Raw genomic sequence first — 17,085 nt, forward strand, 5'->3', positions numbered from 1 at the left:
CACCGGGCGGCGTGGAAGGATTGGCAGCCATGAGTGCGCAGATTCTGGACGGCAAGGCGACGGCGGCGAGGGTCAAGGCCGGGCTGGCGGAGCGGGTGAAGGCGCTCGCCGCCGAGGGCGTGACGCCGGGCCTCGGCACGATCCTGGTCGGCGACGACCCGGGCAGCCAGATCTACGTCGCCGGCAAGCACCGGGACTGCGCCGAGGTCGGCATCACCTCCATCCGCAAGGATCTGCCGGAGACCGCGAGCCAGGCCGATGTCGAGGCGGCGATCGACGAGCTGAACGCCGACCCGGCCTGCACGGGCTACATCGTCCAGCTTCCGCTGCCCCGCCACCTCGACACCCAGGCGCTCGTCGAGCGCATGAACCCCGCCAAGGACGCCGACGGCCTCCACCCGGTGAACCTGGGCAGGCTCGTGCACATGGTCGAGGCGCCGCTGCCCTGCACGCCCCGCGGCATCGTCGTCCTCCTGCAGGAGTACGGCGTGCCGATCAAGGGCGCCGAGGTCGTCGTGATCGGGCGGGGCATCACGGTCGGGCGTCCGCTCGGCCTGCTGCTCACCCGGCGCGCGGAGAACGCAACGGTGACCCTCTGCCACACCGGCACCCGGGATCTGGCGGCCCACGTCAGGCGCGCCGACATCGTGGTCGCAGCCGCCGGGGTGCCCGGCCTGGTCACCGCCGGCATGGTGAAGCCGGGGGCCGCCGTCCTCGACGTCGGCGTCTCCCGCGTGGACGGCAAGCTCGCCGGCGACGTGGCGGCTGACGTCCGCGAGGTGGCTGGGTTCGTCGCACCCAACCCCGGCGGGGTCGGGCCGATGACGCGGGCCATGCTGCTGGAGAACGTCGTCGAGGCCGCCGAGCGCCGCTGAGGCGTCTCGCGCCGTCGTACGATCCCTGGCCGTACCGCTCCCGGGACCGGTCAGCGGTGCGGCCGCCGGTGGGCGCCGGGACGGCGAGCGGCGGCCGATCGGCCGCTTTCGCGGTGGCGGGCGTGATGGACGTCCGGTGACCGCCGCGCCGGGCTGATCCGCGGCGCGGCCTTGGCGTTCCGCGTGGCCTTCGCGCCGGGGCTGCCTTTCACGGTGGGTGAGCCTTCAGCGGCGGGTGCGGCCTTGGCGTCCCGGCCCGCCGCCTGCGTGTTCGGCGCGGGGGCGTGGAGCTGCTGCGCGAGCCAGGGCAGCGCCTGCGGGATCTCACGGTTCCACGTGGCGAAGTTGTGCCCCCCGCTGGGCAGGATCAGTGAGGCCGCCCGCATGGGGGGCTTCACGGCGGCGAGGAACAGCTGGGTCGCCGCGTAGTCGGCCTCCTCCCCGACCCGGCTGCTCGTCACCAGTACGGAGATCGGCGGGGCCGGCAGGTGCGCCAGGCGCCACATCAGGTCGTTCTCGTCCCGCCGCGCCTGGCTCCCGCCGAACAGGTCGCCCGACGTCACGTCCGTCACGGCGTGGAAGTAGCCGGACAGCGACGCCGCGGCGGAGAACGCCTCCGGGTGGCGCATGCTCATCTTGAGCGCGCAGTAGCCGCCGGTGGACTCGCCGAGGACGCCCCAGCTCGCGGCGCCGGTGCCGACCCTGAAGCCGGTGGCCATCGAGCGCGGCACGTCCTTGGTGAAGAACGTCTCCACCTGCGGGCCGTCCGGCACGTCCACGCACTCGGTGTCCCTCGGCGGCGCCACCGTGGGGCGCATGAGCACCAGGATGGTCGGAGCGATCTGGTGGGACAGGATCGCGGTGGCCGCCGCGACGGGGATGTTCAGCCGGGTCACCAGGTTGACGGCGTCCCCCGGATACCCGGTGAGCCCGAGGATCGCGGGGAACCGCCTGCCGGCGAACTTCTTGTCGAAGTACTGCGGCGGCAGGTACACGTACGCCGGCGAGCTGAGCCCCGTCGCGGCACCCGAGATCACGACCTGTTCCAGGCGTCCCGCCGGCAGGCCCGCCTTGGGCCCTGTCTTGGGGGTGACCACGACCGGCGTGCTGCCCAGCACGCTGACCCGCGCCACCCGTTCGTCGCCGTTGGCGATCGCGGGCGCGCCGTCGTCCGTGCCGAGCAGGTCGCCCCAGGAGCCGTAGAACCCGAAGTAGGCGTTGGCCGCGACGGCGATCCCGAGCAGGATGAGCGCCTGGTTCGCGAGGAGCAGGCCCACTCGCGCGGCCACCGTCCGCCACGACGGAGCGCTCAGCCGCGGCCACACCCACACCGTGACGGCCATGCCGGCGACGGCGAGCACGGCGAGCAGGACCTGCGGTCCGGACGCTGTGAGTTCCACCCCGTGCTCCACCCCGTCTCTTGCTGGCATCCCTCGTGGCACCAGCCCATGCAAAGGTACTCGCCGCAGGTAAGAGGCCGGTTAAGCTTCCCAAAGCGAGGCGCCGGGAGCAGGATTCCACCACTTAGTGTGTCGTTGCGTGAGCGATCGGACAGGTGTCCCGCGAGGCGGCGTGTCCCGGCCCTGGGTGCCGGCCGCGGCCGGGTACGCCGCGCTCGTCATCGGCATCCTCGACATCCTGAAGGGCGTCGTCCCCCGCTTCAGGGAGACCCGCTTCAGCGAGATCGCCGGCGTCCTCCCCGGGAGCGTCACGACGCTGGCGGAGGCCTCCCCGCTGCTCGTCGGCATCCTGCTGATCATGCTCGCGCACGCCCTGCGCCGGCGGAAGGCGCGGGCGTGGCGCGCCGTGGTGCTGCTGCTGCCGGTCGGCGCCGTCATCGAGGGCCTGCGCTGGCGCCACCCGATCGCGGCGGCCGTGAGCCTGGCCCTGTTCTTGGTGCTGGTCGTCAACCGGCGGGAGTTCTACGCCCTGTCCGACCCGCGCTCGCGCTGGCGCGCCCTGTGGAACCTGGTGGCCCTGGGGGCCTTCGACGTCGTCATCGGGTGGATCCTGGTGGCCACGCACACGCGCGGGATGATCGGGCGGCCCTCGCCCGGCGAGCAGCTCCAGCACGTGATCCTCGGGCTGTTCGGCCTGGAGGGGCCGGTCATGTTCGCCTCCGAGCGGGCCGGCGACGTGGTGTACTACTCGCTCGCCGGGCTCGGCGCGCTGACCGCCGTCACCACCCTCTACCTGGCTCTGCGGCCCGAGCGGCCCGTCGCGGCGCGCACCCCCGCGGACGAGGAGCGGCTGCGCGCCCTGCTCGGCCGGTACGGCCCGCAGGACTCGCTCGGATACTTCGCGCTCAGGGGCGACAAGAGCGTGATCTTCTCGCCGAGCGGCAAGGCCGCCGTGGCGTACCGGGTCGTCGCGGGGGTGATGCTGGCCAGCGGCGACCCGATCGGCGACGTGGAGGCGTGGCCCGGCGCCATACAGCGGTTCCTGGAGGAGGCGAGGCGGCACGCCTGGGTGCCCGCGGTCATCGGGTGCAGCGAGACCGGGGGCGAGGTCTGGACCAGGGAGGGCGGCCTGGACGCCCTGGAGATGGGCGACGAGGCGATCGTCGCGGTGGCGGACTTCACGCTGGAGGGACGCGCCATGCGCAACGTCCGCCAGATGGTCAAGCGGGTCGAGCGTCTCGGCTACACCTGCCAGGTGCGGCGCGCGGGGGATCTCACCGGCGCGGAACGGGCGCGGATCCGCGCCGCGGCGGACGACTGGCGCGGCACCGACACCGAGCGCGGCTTCTCCATGGCCCTCGGCCGGCTCGGCGACCCGGCCGACGGCGACTGCCTGGTGGTGACGGCGCACAAGGAGCCGGGGGAGGGGGCCGCGCCGCCTGGCGGGGATCTGCGCGCCGTCCTGCAGTTCGTCCCGTGGGGCCGGGACGGCATCTCCCTGGACCTGATGCGCAGGGACCGCCAGGCCGACCCCGGGCTCAACGAGCTGCTGATCGTCAAGGCGCTGGAGGCGGCCCCCGAGTTCGGCGTGTGCCGGGTGTCGCTCAACTTCGCCATGTTCCGGTCCACGCTGGCGCGGGGAGAGCGTCTCGGCGCCGGCCCCGTCCTGCGTGCCTGGCGCGGGGTCCTGCTGTTCCTGTCCAGGTGGTTCCAGATCGAGTCGCTGTACCGGTTCAACGCCAAGTTCGGGCCGTACTGGGAGCCGAGGTTCCTCGTGTACCCGACCGCGCGTGACCTGCCGCGCATCGGCGTCTCCGCGCTCCAGGCCGAGGCGTTCCTGACGCTCGGCCTCACCCGGGGAAGGGCGTCACTGCGGGGGCGGCGCAGGCCGGCGGCGGAGGCGTTCGGGCCGTCCCCCGGCTCCGTACCGGAGCCCGGCGCCGCCCCCGTCGTACGCGAGGTACGGCGGATGCCGCTGCGCGATCGGACGGGACAGCCCGAGCAGGGAGGCGAGGCCCGTCACGGTTGACGAGCCGGGGCCGGCGGTCACTTCTTCAGCAGGTCGCGGGCCTCGCGGTTCAGCCGATCGGCTTCCTCCCGCAGATCACGCGCCACGGTGCCGCAACGCGTCTGCCATGTCCTGATCTCGCCGCGTACCCGGTTCGTCAACGGGCCCGACCATTCCATCCGGGCCGCCATGTCGCGCACCTGATTGGGGAGTTTCTCCACGTCGTCGGCGAGCTGGCGGATTTTGGACGCCTTGTTCTCGAGCTCCTGCACCTCGGGCGGCGGCACGTTTCCCCTCCTGCACTGAAGGCATGAATCACCCCATAAGTTACATGTACACTCGCGGCCCGTGGGTGGAGACGACGTACGTGGCTTCAAGCCCGCCGAAGTCGAGCGCCTGGCGGGGCTGATGGACGACCTGTACACCTCCGCGGACGCGGTGTTCAAACGGGCGTCATCCCTGGAGGTATCACCATTTCTGGGTTCATTGAGAGAAATGCCCGGATGGGGAAGTGACACCGCCAAGGACCTGAAACGGCGCGCGGCCCTCGGGCGGCTGGAGACCGGCGACCCGTTCTCCGGGCTCGCGTGGGCCGGGTTCTCGCCGCTGGAGATCGCCGCGGGCGGCGACACGCTGGATCCCATGACGCTCGTCTACGTCAACACGGTCGCGGACTGGGCGAACAAGACCAGCCACCCCGAGCTCATGCGCAAGTCGGGGGAGTCGCTGGACGACTACCTGAAGCGGCTGGAGGCCGCCGCGATCAGCAAGGTGATCCCGGACCTCAAGCCGCACGAGGCGACCGTCAAGCATGTGCTCGAGGACATCGGTGACTACCGGGGAGTCACCGTGACGGCGCCGGTGGTCACCACCCAGGCCGTGGCGCTCAGCCGGCTGCTGCTCAACAACCAGGCCTGGGTGCCGCTCATGAGCAAGCTCACCGGCGGGCGGTGGACCTTGGCCACCCGCTCCAGCGCCGCACCGGGCACCGGTGTCGCCAGCCTCACCCGGCAGCTGTTCATGAAGAGCAGCCTCTACCGCGACTACGTGGCCATGCTGCCCGAGTACACGGAGATGGACCAGGTCGGCCGGGCGGTGGACGCGGGCAGGGCCCTCGCCGGAGCCCGCGTCAACAGCTTCATCAACATGACCTTCGGCAACAACGAGCTGGCCAGGCTGCTGGGCGGCACCACGCACTCGGGTCAGGCCGTGAGCGTCTCCGGGCAGGCCAACCTCCTCAAGGTCTGGGCGGCCACCGCGGACCCCAAGAAGCTTGAGGCGGCCGCCGCGATCCTGAAGGTCGAGCCGGCCGCCCTGACCAGGCTGGGAACCGTCGCCAGGACCGCCGGCTTCCTCCGTACGGCGGGCGTGGTCGGCGGTGTCGCCTCCACCGCTTACAGCGCCGCCAACGTCATCTCCCAGGGCAACCCGGTCGACGCCTTCAAGCGGAACGGCGCCGGCTACGTCGCCGACGTCGCCGAGGTCGGCTTCAACGCCTCGCTCACCGCCGCGATGGTGTGCCCCAATCCGATCACCATCGGCGCTACGGTCGTGTTCGGCGCCGTTTACGTCGGGGCGAAGGTCGTCGAGCACTGGGACGACATCAAGGACGGTGCGAAGAAGGTGACCAAGGTGGTCGGCGACGGCGCCAAGAAGGTTCTCAAGAGTCTCAATCCGTTCGGCTAGGGCAGGAAGATCGACTAATGCCGTCCTTCGACAGCGCACGTGACCGCTTCCGGCTCGGCCCGGCCCACCTCGGGGTGCTGGGCTGCCTGTACGACGGGAAAACCGTCACACGCGACCTGGTGGCCGCCCAGGGGGAGCTGCGGGCCGCCGGCCTCCTCAGCGATGACGACGCCGTCATCGGTGAGCTCGCCGAGCTCGCCGGCGCGCTGGCCGAGCCGATCGTGCTCGTCCAGATCGAGATCACCGGCGGGCAGGGCCTCACCAACCACGGGGCGATCGTCGGAAACGACGCCTGCTACACGTACGAGATGTGGCCGGGCGAGGCGGAGTGGGAGTACGTCCGCACCGACCCCGCCACCCTGGTCTGGGCGCTGGCGCGGATCGTCGGGCTGCGCGACAGGCAGGCCAAGCCTCCCGCCGCCTCCGTCATCACGACGAAGATCGGCGCCATGGACGCCGGCTTCGCGGCGCTCGCCGACATGGACGCCGCGAGTGTCGAGGACGCCGCCGAGCGGCTGAGCGATCTGCTGTCCGCCGAGGCCGGGCTCACGGAGCCCGAGCTGACGGTCTTCACCCATCTGCTGCTGCAGCTCAACGGCAACTGGCGGATGACCGTGGCGTGGAACAACCGGGAGGGCAAGGGCACCGACGTCCGCGGCATCACCGTGCTCGACTGCGGGCCTCTCGGGTACTGGCTGCGCGAGCGTCCCGCCGAGCCGATCGCGCCGGGGACGATCACGCCCGGCAGCGAGCTCAGGCTGGTCTTCGCCGACACACGGCGCGTGTGGGAGCTGATCACCGACCTCATCCCCGACGCCGGGGAGCTGCCCGCCCCCGTCGAACGGTGACCTGACGTGTCCGGCTTCACGTTCGACCTCGTACGGCGGATCTCTGTCCGGTCAGCCGAGCGGCGGACCACGTACCTGACGCTGGCCGGTACGGCGGGGCCGTACGGAGAGGTGACCGTCGCCGTCGGCACGGTGCCCCGGCGGGCCACGCTCACCGCACCGGGACTGCCGGAGGCGTGGATCTCCCATCCGGACGAGCGGAAGCAGGGGCTGATCCTCGTCGACGAGCGCACCCGGCTCAGCGTGGGCGGGGTCACGGCGGCCATCGCCCGGAACCGGCGCTCCCTGTCGAAGAAGGGCCGTGGCCTCGACATCGCGCTGGGAGATCGCGGCTACACCTACCTCAGCGTCGCCACCGCCGAGGAGGAGCTGCGCGACCGGGAACGCGGTCCGCTCGTGCGGCAGCGCAGCCCCTTGGGTACGTCGAAGGTGAGCGTCACCGTGCTTCCCGCCGCCGACGCCGCCGATCTGGCCCTGGCTCTGGTGCTGCTGGGCGCCGACCGGACCGGCCTGACCGTCACGCAGACGGCCGTCTCCGGCGTCCTGTCGTTCCTGCAGAGCGGCAAGGCGGACATCTGACGCCGGCGCGGCCCGACCGCGCACGGGAGCGCCTGGGAGCTACGAGGCGGCACGGCGGCTCACAGGAGCGCGCGGCTGAGGCTGCGGCTGCTGCTCGGACTCGGCCGGCCCGCTGCCGCGCTGCGGCGGCACGACCGGCGTGGGCCGCACCAGGCCCAGCGCGACCACCTCGTTGGCCAGCCGCGTCCGCCGGTTGGTGCCCTCGGGGATGCGGAACTTCTGGTACAGCCGCAGCAGGTGCTGCTTGACGGCCGCCTCGGTCACAACGAGGTCGTCGGCGATCTCCCGGGCCGTCGCCGGGGCCACGAAGGCCTCGTCCGACAGCGCCGGGCGGCACAGCGACGTCAGCACGTCGACCTCCCGGCGGGTGAGCTCGGGGGCCGCGGCCCGGCGGAGCTCGACCTCGGGCGTCAGGTCCTCGCGGGGAATCCCGCCGACCCTGGCGCGGGCGGCCCCGAAGGAGACGACGTCGCCGTCGTCGAGGACCCTCCTGGCGATCGGCCGCCCGTTCACCCGGGTGCCGTTGCGGGACAGGCCCAGGTCGACGACGTACAGGTAGGGCCCGCGACGGACGAATTCGGCGTGCAGCCGGGACACGCTCGGATCCGTCAGCCGGATGTCCACGCCTCGGCCACGGCCGATCGTGGTGACGTCGGGGCGCAGCGGCACCACTTCGCCGTTGTCCTCGATCCGAATGAACGGCCCCTCCACGGCAGTTCCTCCCCAGGTAGCCCGCCGTTACTTTGCCTATAGCTGCGGCTTACCCATCCGTGGCGACGGGGAATCGCCTTTGCCATAAGCAGAATGATTCGTGAAATTGGTCTGTACCAGAGCGGGGAGCTTTCCCTGCTCACGGGTAGACTTCGGGCGTAGATAAGTGGAGGAAACACTTATGGCGGACAAGCCCACCAAAGGTCTCGCTGATGTGGTCGCCGCGTCCACAGCGCTGAGCGACATCGACGGGAAGGCCGGTCGGCTCTTCTACCGTGGCTACGACATCCACGACCTGGCCGGTCATGCCACCTTCGAAGAGACCGCCCACCTGCTGCAGCACGGCTCGCTGCCCACACGCGAGCAGCTCGCGGCGTACGGCGCGGAGCTGGTCAGGGGCCGCGACCTCGGCGCGCTCGTCGAGAGCAACGTCTCCGAGATCGCCGGCAAGCAGGGGCCGATGGAGGCACTGCGCACCCTGGTCTCCCTGTCCGGCGCGGAGGATCCCGACAAGGACTCCAACGCCCCCGAGGCCAACTGCCGCAAGGCCGCCAGGCTGACGGCGCAGCAGCCGATCCTGGTCGCCCGCTACCACGCGGCGCGGACCGGCGCCGAGGTGCCGGATCCCGACCCCGAGCTGAGCGTCGCCGCCAACTTCCTGCTGCAGATCACCGGCCGTGAGCCGTCCCGGCGCGAGGTGGAGATCTTCGACACCTGCCTGGTGCTGCACGCCGACCACACCATGAACGCCTCCACCTTCGCGGCGCGCGTCTGCGCCGCCACGCTGTCGGACATGCACTCGGCGATCGTCGCCGCCATCGGCACGCTGAAGGGCCCCCTGCACGGCGGCGCCAACGAGCAGGTGATGCGTACGCTGGAGTCGCTCGACCCCGGCGGCGTCGCACAGGCCGTACGGGACAAGCTGGCGGCGGGCGAGAAGATCATGGGGTTCGGCCACCGGGTGTACAAGACCGAGGACCCGCGGGCGACCCACCTGCGGCGCCTGTCGGAGGAGCTCGGCGGGTCGTCGGGCGACGACACCTTCTACCGGATGTCCCGGGAGATGGAGGAGGTCGTGTTCGCGGAGAAGGGCCTGTACCCGAACGTGGACTTCTACGCCGCGACCGTGTATCACTACCTGGGCATCCCGACCGACCTGTTCACCCCCGTGTTCTCGGTCAGCCGGATGTCGGGGTGGACCGCCCACGTGATCGAGCAGCACGCCGACAACCGGCTGATCAGGCCGGACAGCGAGTACATCGGCGAGCGCGACCAGAAGTGGGTGCCGATCGACGAGCGGTGACGGCCGGGGGCGCCCCCGAGCCTCGCGGGCGTGACCGGGGCCGTGGCAGGACGAGAATGGCGGGGATGTGAGCAGGAGCGAGGGCTTGACCTGGGGGCCGTACGCGCTGGTGGCCGCGGGTGTGCTCGCGGGGCTGGGCGCGTTCGGGCTCGGCGCGCCTCCGCCGGTGGGCGGCACGACCATGGGCGCCGCGTTCATCGTGGGGTCCCTGCTCCGGTTGTGGGCCTCCGACGGACGGGCGGGGGCGCTCGCCGTCCGCAGCCGCAAGGTCGACGCCGCCGTACTCGCCGGGTTCGGCGCCGCCCTGGTGATCGGCTCGCTGCTCCTCCTGCTGCGCCTGCACGACTCATGAGCGGCACGGGTCATGAGCGGCACCGGGTCGTGAGCGGCACGGGCAACACCGGGTCGCGGGCCTACCACACCCGTCCGATAGCCTCAACGGCCAGTGAGCCTAAAAAGGATTGTCTGGCCAGTTAGTTCAGAAGGGGAACCCCACGCATGCCCAAGATCAAGGTAGCGGGCCCGGTCGTCGAGCTCGACGGCGACGAGATGACCCGGATCATCTGGCAGTTCATCAAGGACCAGCTGATCCTTCCCTACCTCGACGTCGACCTGAAGTACTACGACCTCGGCATCGAGCACCGTGACGCGACCGACGACCAGGTCACGATCGACGCGGCCAACGCGATCAAGCAGTACGGCGTCGGCGTCAAGTGCGCCACGATCACGCCGGACGAGGCGCGGGTCGAGGAGTTCGGCCTGAAGAAGATGTGGCGGTCCCCGAACGGGACCATCCGCAACATCCTCGGCGGCGTGATCTTCCGCGAGCCGATCATCATGTCGAACGTGCCCCGCCTCGTGCCCGGCTGGACCAAGCCGATCGTCGTCGGCCGTCACGCGTTCGGCGACCAGTACCGCGCCACCGACCTGAAGATCCCCGGCGAGGGCACGCTGACGCTCACGTTCACGCCGAAGGACGGCAGCGAGCCGATCGAGCTCAACGTCTTCGACTTCCCCGGCTCCGGTGTCGCGCTGGCGATGTACAACCTCGACGAGTCGATCCGCGACTTCGCCCGCGCCTCCATGCGCTACGGCCTGGGCCGCGGCTTCCCGGTCTACCTGTCGACGAAGAACACGATCCTCAAGGCGTACGACGGCCGGTTCAAGGACATCTTCGCCGAGGTCTACGAGTCCGAGTTCAAGGCCGACTTCGAGGCTGCCGGCATCACCTACGAGCACCGCCTGATCGACGACATGGTCGCCGCGTCCCTCAAGTGGGAGGGCGGCTACGTCTGGGCCTGCAAGAACTACGACGGCGACGTCCAGTCCGACACCGTGGCCCAGGGCTTCGGCTCGCTCGGCCTGATGACCAGCGTGCTCATGACGCCGGACGGCCGCACCGTCGAGGCGGAGGCCGCCCACGGCACGGTGACCCGGCACTTCCGGCAGCACCAGCAGGGCAAGCCCACCTCGACCAACCCGATCGCCTCCATCTTCGCCTGGACCCGCGGTCTGCAGCACCGCGGCGAGCTGGACAGCCAGCCCGAGGTCGTCGACTTCGCCCAGAAGCTGGAGCAGGTCTGCGTCGAGACCGTCGAGGGCGGCCAGATGACCAAGGACCTGGCGCTGCTGGTCGGCGGCGACGCCGAGTGGCTGACCACCCAGGACTTCCTCGCCGCGCTGGACGAGAACCTGAAGAAGAAGATGTCCGCCTAGTCGAAACCGGCCTCTACCTGCGGGTTCACCCCTCAGGTAGAGGCCGTTCGCCTCCCTCGCGCTCCCGCGCGGCGGGCTGATCCGCCGTCAGACGAGGGTCTCGCCGCCGTCGACGGTGATGACCTGGCCGGTGATGTAGTTGTTGGCCATGAGGAACAGGGCCGAGGCGGCGGCTTCCTCGGCGGTGCCGAAGCGGCCGAGGGGAGCGGTCGATCCGGCGGCGGCCATCGCGTCGTCGGAGTCCAGCCCCGGCAGCGAGCGCAGGAGCGGGGTGTCGATCCGGCCGAAGCGGACGGTGTTCACGCGCAGCCGCGCGGGGGCGAGCTCCACGGCAAGGGCCCTGGTAAGGGTCTCCACAGCACCGGCGACCGACAGCGGGGCGGCCATTCCGGGGGCGGGGCGGACCACGCGGATCCCCGAACTGAACGTGAGTGAGCCTCCCGCGGGAAGACGGGCCGCCGCCGCGCGGGCGGCGGCGAAGGCCGCCCAGAGGCGGGAGTCGAGGGTCGCGCGGATGTCGTCGGCCGACAGCCCGGTCAGAGGGCCGGCGCCGCTGATGCCGCCCGCGGTGACGAGCACATGGTCGGCGTGACCCGCCTCGTCGAAGGCCTCGGCGAGGGTCTGCTCGTCTCCGCCGTCGCCGGAGACCTCCAGCACGGCGTCGCCGGGATCACCGGCCGGGCTCGCGCTTCGCACCCGGGAGACGGCGGCCTTCAGCCGGTCGGGGTCGCGGCCGACCAGCACGACGCGGGCGCCGACCGAACGTAGCAGCACGCCCGCCGCGAGCCCGATGCCCGAGCTTCCGCCGATGAGGACGGCGGTCGTGCCGGAGAGGGCGCCCGGCAGCGGCGAGCGGACGGGGATGGGAGTCGCAGTGCTCATGGGAGGGCCTTTCCAAACAATAAACCATCTGGTTGTTTTACTCCTGTCCGATGGTGCCGCATGGACGGAGAGGAGTCAACCGGATGGTTTAATTTGTTCATGGCCTATGACGCGGAGGACACCAGACGGCGGATCTTCGCCGCCGCCGCCGCCGAGTTCGCCGAGCACGGCCTGGCGGGCGCGAGGGTCGACCGGATCGCGACGGCCGCCAGGGCCAACAAGCAGGCCATCTACCTGTATTACGGAAGCAAGGAGAAGCTGTTCGCCGCCGTCCTGCGGGCGAAGCTGGAGGAGGTCCGGGTCTCTGTCTCCATCGAACCGGACGCGCTGGCCGAGTCGGTCGGGCAGATCTTCGACTGGTATCAGGAACACCCGGAGCTGATCAGGCTGCTGCTGTGGGAGTCGCTGGAAGCGTGCGACGAACCCGGCGAAAGCGAGCGGGAGCGCCGTGACGGTTTCCGCGAGAAGGTTCACCACCTTGTGGACGGCGGTGTGGCACACCACCTTCCCGGGGACGCACGCGTCCGCGCGGCCCAGGACCTGCTGTTCACCGTCATGGGACTGATCGCGTGGAACTTCGCGGTGCCCAGGATCTGCCGCATCGTCCTGGACGAGGAGACCGAGCAGGCCGCGTTGGCCCGCCGCCGCGCGACAGTGATCGAAGCCGCTCGCAGGCTCGCCACCACCCCGGACGCCTCCGGAGCGAATGTCTCCGGATCGGGCGGGGAACAGGGAGCGCCGCACCCGCGCGGCTAGGTCGCGGGCCGCCGGTGGCCCTTTTCCGGTTGACCGCGCCCGCTCCCGGCGTCCCGGCGTGGTCTCAGATGCGAGAACGGCTCCGGCGTGGTCGTAAAGTTCTGCTGGCCGGTACTTTGCCGAACCGTGGGGAAGCTGGATGCCGCAGATCGCGCCGCTCCGGCCGGGGGATCCGACCCGGCTCGGCACCTTCGTGCTGTCCGGCCGCATCGGCGAGGGCGGGCAGGGCGTGGTCTACCTCGGCGCCGCGGAGACCGGAGAGCGGGCCGCGGTCAAGCTCCTCCACGTGAAGTTCAGCGGGGACGCGACCGCCCGGTCCCGGTTCGCCAGAGAGCTGCGGGCCGCGCAGCGGGTGGCCAGCTTCTGCACCGCCAGGGTCCTCGCGGCCGACCTGGAGGGCGACACCCCGTACATCGCGAGCGAGTACATCGAGGGGCAGTCGCTGCGTGAGACCGTCGAGTCGTCCGGGCCGCTGTCGGGCGCGAGCCTGGAGCGCCTGGCCGTCGGCACGGCGACCGCGCTGACCGCGATCCACCAGGCCGGGATCGTCCACCGCGACTTCAAGCCCGACAACGTGCTGATAGCCGTGGACGGCCCCCGCGTCGTGGACTTCGGCATCGCACGCATCGTCGACTCCACCGCCACGATCACCAGCCGGGCGATCGGCACGCCGGCGTACATGGCGCCCGAGCAGATCTCCGGCGCGCCGGTGGGGCCGCCCGCCGACGTGTTCGCCTGGGCCTCGACCATCGCGTACGCCGCCACGGGGCGGGCCGTCTTCGGCGGAGACTCGATCGCGGCCGTGCTGAACCGGATCCTCAACCACGACATCGACACCGGCATGCTGCCGGAGCCGCTGGCCGGTGTGGTGCGTTCGTGCCTGAGCAAGGCGCCGGACGCGCGGCCGGCCGCCGACCAGATCCTGCTGCGGCTGCTGGGCCGCCCGGGGTCGGACGACGCGTCGACGGTCCTGCTCTCGGAGGGCGCCGCCCACGCCGCCGCGGCGCCGGTGCGGGGCGGGCAGGGCCGGTCCACGGAAAGCGGCGCCGAGCTGGCCGGATCCCATGGCCCGACCGGCCCGACCGGCCCGGCCGGTCCTGCCGGAGGTGGCTCCGGTCAGCCCGGCTCCGGAGAGCCGGGCCCGGCCGGCGCGCCGGAGCGCCGCCCGGCCGGTGAGCGGTCGCGCGGGCGCCGCTGGATCGGCGGCGCCATGGCGGGGCTCGTGGTGGCGGCCGGCGGCGTCTTCGCCGTCGTCAAGTTCGGCCCGCCCTCCGACGCGGCCGGATCCGGCCCCGGGGTGACGAGGCCGGCGAGCGTCGCCACCTCGGGCCCGTCGTCGTCCCCCAGCCGCACCTTCCGCTCGGTGGCGGACCGGGCGGCGCGGACCGGGCGGCTGACGATCGGGGTGAAGGGCGACCTCCCCGGTGTCTCCCTGCCGGCGGGGGACGGCTTCAAGGGATTCGACGTGGACGTCGCCACCTACCTCGCCAAGAGCCTCAAGGTGCCGCCGAGCGGCATCACCTTCCGCCGCGTCGGGATCGGCGACCGGGTGCGGTCGCTGTCGGACGGTGTGGTGGACATGGTCGTCGCCGCCTACCCGTACGACGACAACAAGAAGGACCCCGTGACGTTCGCCGGGCCGTACTACACAGCGCACACGGACCTGCTCGTGGTGAAGAACTCGCCGATCAGGAGTCTCAAGGATCTGGCGAACCGCCGTATGTGCGCGCCGCGGGGCAACAAGGCGGTCCGCCTCATCCAGGACGCGGTGAACGTGCAGCCGGTCCCCGCCGGGGACTACGCGCGATGCGTGCAAATGCTCGTGGCGGGCGAGGTGGAGGCGGTGCCCGGAGACGATCTCATGCTCGCGGGGTTCGCCGCCCGCGAGACCCTGCGGATGTCGGTGCTCGGGTTACGTCTGGCCGACCAGCGTTACGCGGTGGGCCTGCCGGAGGGCGACGTCACCACCTGCCGGGCCGTCAGCCGCGCGATCGCCCGCATGTACAAGGACGGCACGATGAAGGACCTGCTGAAGGAGCACTTCGGCGACGTCGACTTCCACCCCGAGGACCACGCTCCGCCCGCGCTCGCCTGCCGCTGAGCCCCGCGGCGGCTCAGGTGCGGCGGCGGATGTCGGCGATCGAGTCGGACGCCCACTCCACGGCCGTACGCGCGTGGCGGATGCCGAGGTCCAGCGCGTACCGGCCGAACGCGTCGGGGTGCCGGCCCTCGGCCTCGGCGAGCCGCGCGGCGGCGGTCTTGGTCTCGCGGAGCGCCTCCAGCTGGGCCAGCCGCGCCTGCGAACCGGCCCTCATCCGCTCCAGGACGGCGATCGCCTCGTCCGGCTCCAGCAGCGGCACCATGAACGCCTGGAGTGCGCTCTCGCTGCGCAACGGGACCACCGGGTCCCGCTCGACCATCCACTGATGCAGCTCGGCCTCCCCCTCGGGGGTGATGGTGTAGGTCTTCCGCCCGCGCGTCCCCTCCGCCTCGACCGACACCAGCCCGTCGGCCGCCATCTTCGCCAGCTCCGGATAGATCTGGCTGTGCCCCGCCTGCCACACGTAGGCGAGGGAGGTCTCGAACTTCTTCGTCAGGTCGTAGCCGCTGGCCGGCCCGGAGGCGGCGAGCAGCCCGAGCAGGGCGATGCGCAGAGACATGTCCCACACTGTAGCTCAACATTGACATGTCACTTCTTACATGTCACCTTTGACATATGCAGACCAAGAACGGACTCCTCCTCGTCGCCGTGCTCGGCGGGATGTTCCTCGCGATGATGGACCAGACGATCGTCGGCACAGCGCTGCCGAAGATCACCACGGAGCTCGGCGGCACCGGGCTCTACACCTGGGTGGTGACGGCCTACCTGCTCACCTCGACCGTCACCGTCCCCTTGTACGGCCGGCTGTCGGACATCTACGGGCGCAAGCCGCTGCTGCTGATCGGCGTGACCGTCTTCCTGGCCGGTTCCGTCCTGTCGGGGGCCGCGCAGACCATGGGCCAGCTCATCGCGTTCCGTGGCTTGCAGGGCCTCGGCGCGGGCGCGCTGCTGCCGCTGTCGCTGGCCCTGGTGATCGACCTGTTCCCGCCGGAGCGAAGCGGCCGCGTGCAGGGGGCGCTCGGCGCCGTGATGGGGCTCAGCTACATCGCCGGGCCGTTCCTCGGCGGCGTGTTCACCGACCACGCGAGCTGGCGCTGGGCCTTCTACGTCAACGTGCCCATCGGCCTGATCCTCGTGGCGATCATCTGGCTGCGCCTGCCGTACCGGCCCGGGGACCGGAGCGAGGCCGGCGCCGCGCGTCCCGACTACACCGGCATCGCGGTGTTCACCGCGGCCGTCAGCGCACTGCTCGTCGGCCTGACCGAGAAGGGGCTCGACGGCCACGCCTGGACCAGTGCGCCCGTGCTGGGGCCGCTCGCGGCGTCACTGGTGCTGCTGGCCGTGTTCGTGGCCGTGGAGCGCCGGGCCGCCCAGCCGATCGTGCCGCTGCACCTGTTCGCCAACCGCACCTACACGATCGTCAACGTCGCGTCGTTCTTCACCGCGTTCTGCATGTACGCCGGGGTGGTCTTCCTTCCCCGCTACTTCCAGGAGGCGCACGGCCTGAGCGCGACCTCGTCCGGGCTGCACATCTATCCGCTGATGCTCGCCATGGTCGTGGGGAGCGTGGTCACCGGCGCCCTCATCGGCCGGACCGGCCGCTACAAGCCGTGGCTCGTGATCGCCCCCTTCTTCCTGGTCGCCGGCGCGCTGCTGTGCTCGCGCCTCGCCGTCGACACCCCGACCGTCATGCTCGTCGTCTGGATGGCGCTCCTCGGCCTGGGGATGGGCCCGATGCTCTCCGGGCTGACCGTGGCGATCCAGTCGGCGGTCCCGCCGCGGTTCATCGGCACCGCCAGCGCCAACCTGGCGTTCTTCCGGCAGGTGGGAGGCTCCGTGGCGCTGGCCCTCGCGGGCACCGCGTACGGCTCGGTCGTCAGTCGCGAGGCGCCGCTCCACGGTGTGGAGGCGGCCCACGCCGCCGCGACCGCGACCGTGATCCCCTGGCTCGGAGCCGCGGGCGCGCTCGTCGCCCTCCTCGCCCTGGTGCTGCTGCCCGCCTCCTCCGTACGGCCCGGGCAGGCGACGCCGGAGCGGGACCTCGCCACGGTGTAGCCGCCGCTCACCACCCGCGACGCGCGAACGCCGACGGCGGCGGCGTGTCGCAGGTGGGGCGGCCTTCCCGGCACGGTTGAATTGATCTCGAGCGTTCGGGGGAGCCGCATGGGTCGTAGGGTCGTCACGGGTTTGGTCTGCGTTGTCGTCGCGGGAGCGCCGCAA

At 71.5% G+C, this 17,085-nt stretch carries 16 protein-coding genes; 11 read left to right on the plus strand and 5 right to left on the minus strand.

All coding sequences use genetic code 11. The features are described 5' to 3' along the window. The first annotated feature begins 29 nt into the window (after window positions 1–29). Window positions 30–875 carry a bifunctional methylenetetrahydrofolate dehydrogenase/methenyltetrahydrofolate cyclohydrolase gene (locus AB0B72_RS00250; protein ID WP_367736053.1) on the plus strand — a complete coding sequence of 282 codons (846 nt, stop codon included), beginning with the start codon at window positions 30–32 and terminating at the stop codon, window positions 873–875. Window positions 876–925: 50 nt separating this feature from the next. On the opposite strand, the gene AB0B72_RS00255 is transcribed toward AB0B72_RS00250, so the two are convergent. After that, on the minus strand, window positions 926–2,275 hold the full coding sequence (locus tag AB0B72_RS00255; RefSeq protein ID WP_367736054.1) for an alpha/beta hydrolase: 1,350 nt from the start codon (window positions 2,273–2,275) through the stop codon (window positions 926–928). A 139-nt stretch (window positions 2,276–2,414) separates the two neighbouring features. Here AB0B72_RS00255 and AB0B72_RS00260 point away from each other — a divergent pair, with 139 nt between their 5' ends. Continuing rightward, on the plus strand, window positions 2,415–4,304 hold the full coding sequence (locus AB0B72_RS00260; protein WP_367736055.1) for a phosphatidylglycerol lysyltransferase domain-containing protein: 1,890 nt from the start codon (window positions 2,415–2,417) through the stop codon (window positions 4,302–4,304). A gap of 17 nt (window positions 4,305–4,321) precedes the next feature. On the opposite strand, the gene AB0B72_RS00265 is transcribed toward AB0B72_RS00260, so the two are convergent. Beyond that, entirely contained in the window at window positions 4,322–4,570 is a 249-nt protein-coding gene (locus AB0B72_RS00265) for a hypothetical protein (RefSeq protein ID WP_367736056.1), read from the minus strand. Between the two features lie 61 nt (window positions 4,571–4,631). Here AB0B72_RS00265 and AB0B72_RS00270 point away from each other — a divergent pair, with 61 nt between their 5' ends. The 3 genes from AB0B72_RS00270 to AB0B72_RS00280 are packed head-to-tail and all read left to right on the plus strand — an operon-like array spanning window position 4,632 to window position 7,396. Next, window positions 4,632–5,969 carry a hypothetical protein gene (locus AB0B72_RS00270; protein WP_367736057.1) on the plus strand — a complete coding sequence of 446 codons (1,338 nt, stop codon included), beginning with the start codon at window positions 4,632–4,634 and terminating at the stop codon, window positions 5,967–5,969. 17 nt (window positions 5,970–5,986) lie between these two features. Then, the gene (locus AB0B72_RS00275; protein ID WP_367736058.1) at window positions 5,987–6,817 is read left to right on the plus strand and encodes a hypothetical protein; all 831 of its coding nucleotides are present in this window, start codon (window positions 5,987–5,989) and stop codon (window positions 6,815–6,817) included. Window positions 6,818–6,823: 6 nt separating this feature from the next. Continuing rightward, entirely contained in the window at window positions 6,824–7,396 is a 573-nt protein-coding gene (locus AB0B72_RS00280) for a hypothetical protein (protein ID WP_367736059.1), read from the plus strand. A 39-nt stretch (window positions 7,397–7,435) separates the two neighbouring features. Here the strand turns inward: AB0B72_RS00280 and AB0B72_RS00285 are convergent, their stop codons facing one another. Beyond that, window positions 7,436–8,107, minus strand: coding sequence for an FHA domain-containing protein (locus tag AB0B72_RS00285; RefSeq protein ID WP_367736060.1), 672 nt, complete (start codon window positions 8,105–8,107; stop codon window positions 7,436–7,438). 181 nt (window positions 8,108–8,288) lie between these two features. Here AB0B72_RS00285 and AB0B72_RS00290 point away from each other — a divergent pair, with 181 nt between their 5' ends. The 3 genes from AB0B72_RS00290 to AB0B72_RS00300 all read left to right on the plus strand — a co-directional run bounded on the left by AB0B72_RS00290 (window position 8,289) and on the right by AB0B72_RS00300 (window position 11,126). Beyond that, the gene (locus AB0B72_RS00290) at window positions 8,289–9,410 is read left to right on the plus strand and encodes a citrate/2-methylcitrate synthase (protein ID WP_367736061.1); all 1,122 of its coding nucleotides are present in this window, start codon (window positions 8,289–8,291) and stop codon (window positions 9,408–9,410) included. Window positions 9,411–9,495: 85 nt separating this feature from the next. After that, window positions 9,496–9,762: a DUF3017 domain-containing protein gene (locus tag AB0B72_RS00295; protein ID WP_367736062.1), complete on the plus strand. Its 267-nt coding sequence runs from the start codon at window positions 9,496–9,498 to the stop codon at window positions 9,760–9,762. 146 nt (window positions 9,763–9,908) lie between these two features. Further along, complete coding sequence (locus AB0B72_RS00300) at window positions 9,909–11,126, plus strand: NADP-dependent isocitrate dehydrogenase (RefSeq protein ID WP_367736063.1); 1,218 nt, start codon at window positions 9,909–9,911, stop codon at window positions 11,124–11,126. Window positions 11,127–11,213: 87 nt separating this feature from the next. On the opposite strand, the gene AB0B72_RS00305 is transcribed toward AB0B72_RS00300, so the two are convergent. Next, window positions 11,214–12,008: an SDR family oxidoreductase gene (locus AB0B72_RS00305; RefSeq protein WP_367736064.1), complete on the minus strand. Its 795-nt coding sequence runs from the start codon at window positions 12,006–12,008 to the stop codon at window positions 11,214–11,216. A 99-nt stretch (window positions 12,009–12,107) separates the two neighbouring features. Here AB0B72_RS00305 and AB0B72_RS00310 point away from each other — a divergent pair, with 99 nt between their 5' ends. Then, entirely contained in the window at window positions 12,108–12,764 is a 657-nt protein-coding gene (locus tag AB0B72_RS00310; protein WP_367736065.1) for a TetR family transcriptional regulator, read from the plus strand. Window positions 12,765–12,903: 139 nt separating this feature from the next. After that, the gene (locus AB0B72_RS00315; RefSeq protein WP_367736066.1) at window positions 12,904–14,865 is read left to right on the plus strand and encodes a serine/threonine-protein kinase; all 1,962 of its coding nucleotides are present in this window, start codon (window positions 12,904–12,906) and stop codon (window positions 14,863–14,865) included. Between the two features lie 13 nt (window positions 14,866–14,878). Here AB0B72_RS00315 and AB0B72_RS00320 read toward each other — a convergent pair whose 3' ends face one another. After that, window positions 14,879–15,424 carry a PadR family transcriptional regulator gene (locus AB0B72_RS00320; protein WP_367736067.1) on the minus strand — a complete coding sequence of 182 codons (546 nt, stop codon included), beginning with the start codon at window positions 15,422–15,424 and terminating at the stop codon, window positions 14,879–14,881. 56 nt (window positions 15,425–15,480) lie between these two features. Between AB0B72_RS00320 and AB0B72_RS00325 the strand changes: the two genes are divergently transcribed. Continuing rightward, window positions 15,481–16,920 carry an MDR family MFS transporter gene (locus AB0B72_RS00325; RefSeq protein WP_367736068.1) on the plus strand — a complete coding sequence of 480 codons (1,440 nt, stop codon included), beginning with the start codon at window positions 15,481–15,483 and terminating at the stop codon, window positions 16,918–16,920. Window positions 16,921–17,085 lie beyond the last annotated feature (165 nt).

Origin of the sequence: Microbispora sp. NPDC049125 (assembly GCF_040802045.1) — a bacterium.
GTDB lineage: Bacteria > Actinomycetota > Actinomycetes > Streptosporangiales > Streptosporangiaceae > Microbispora.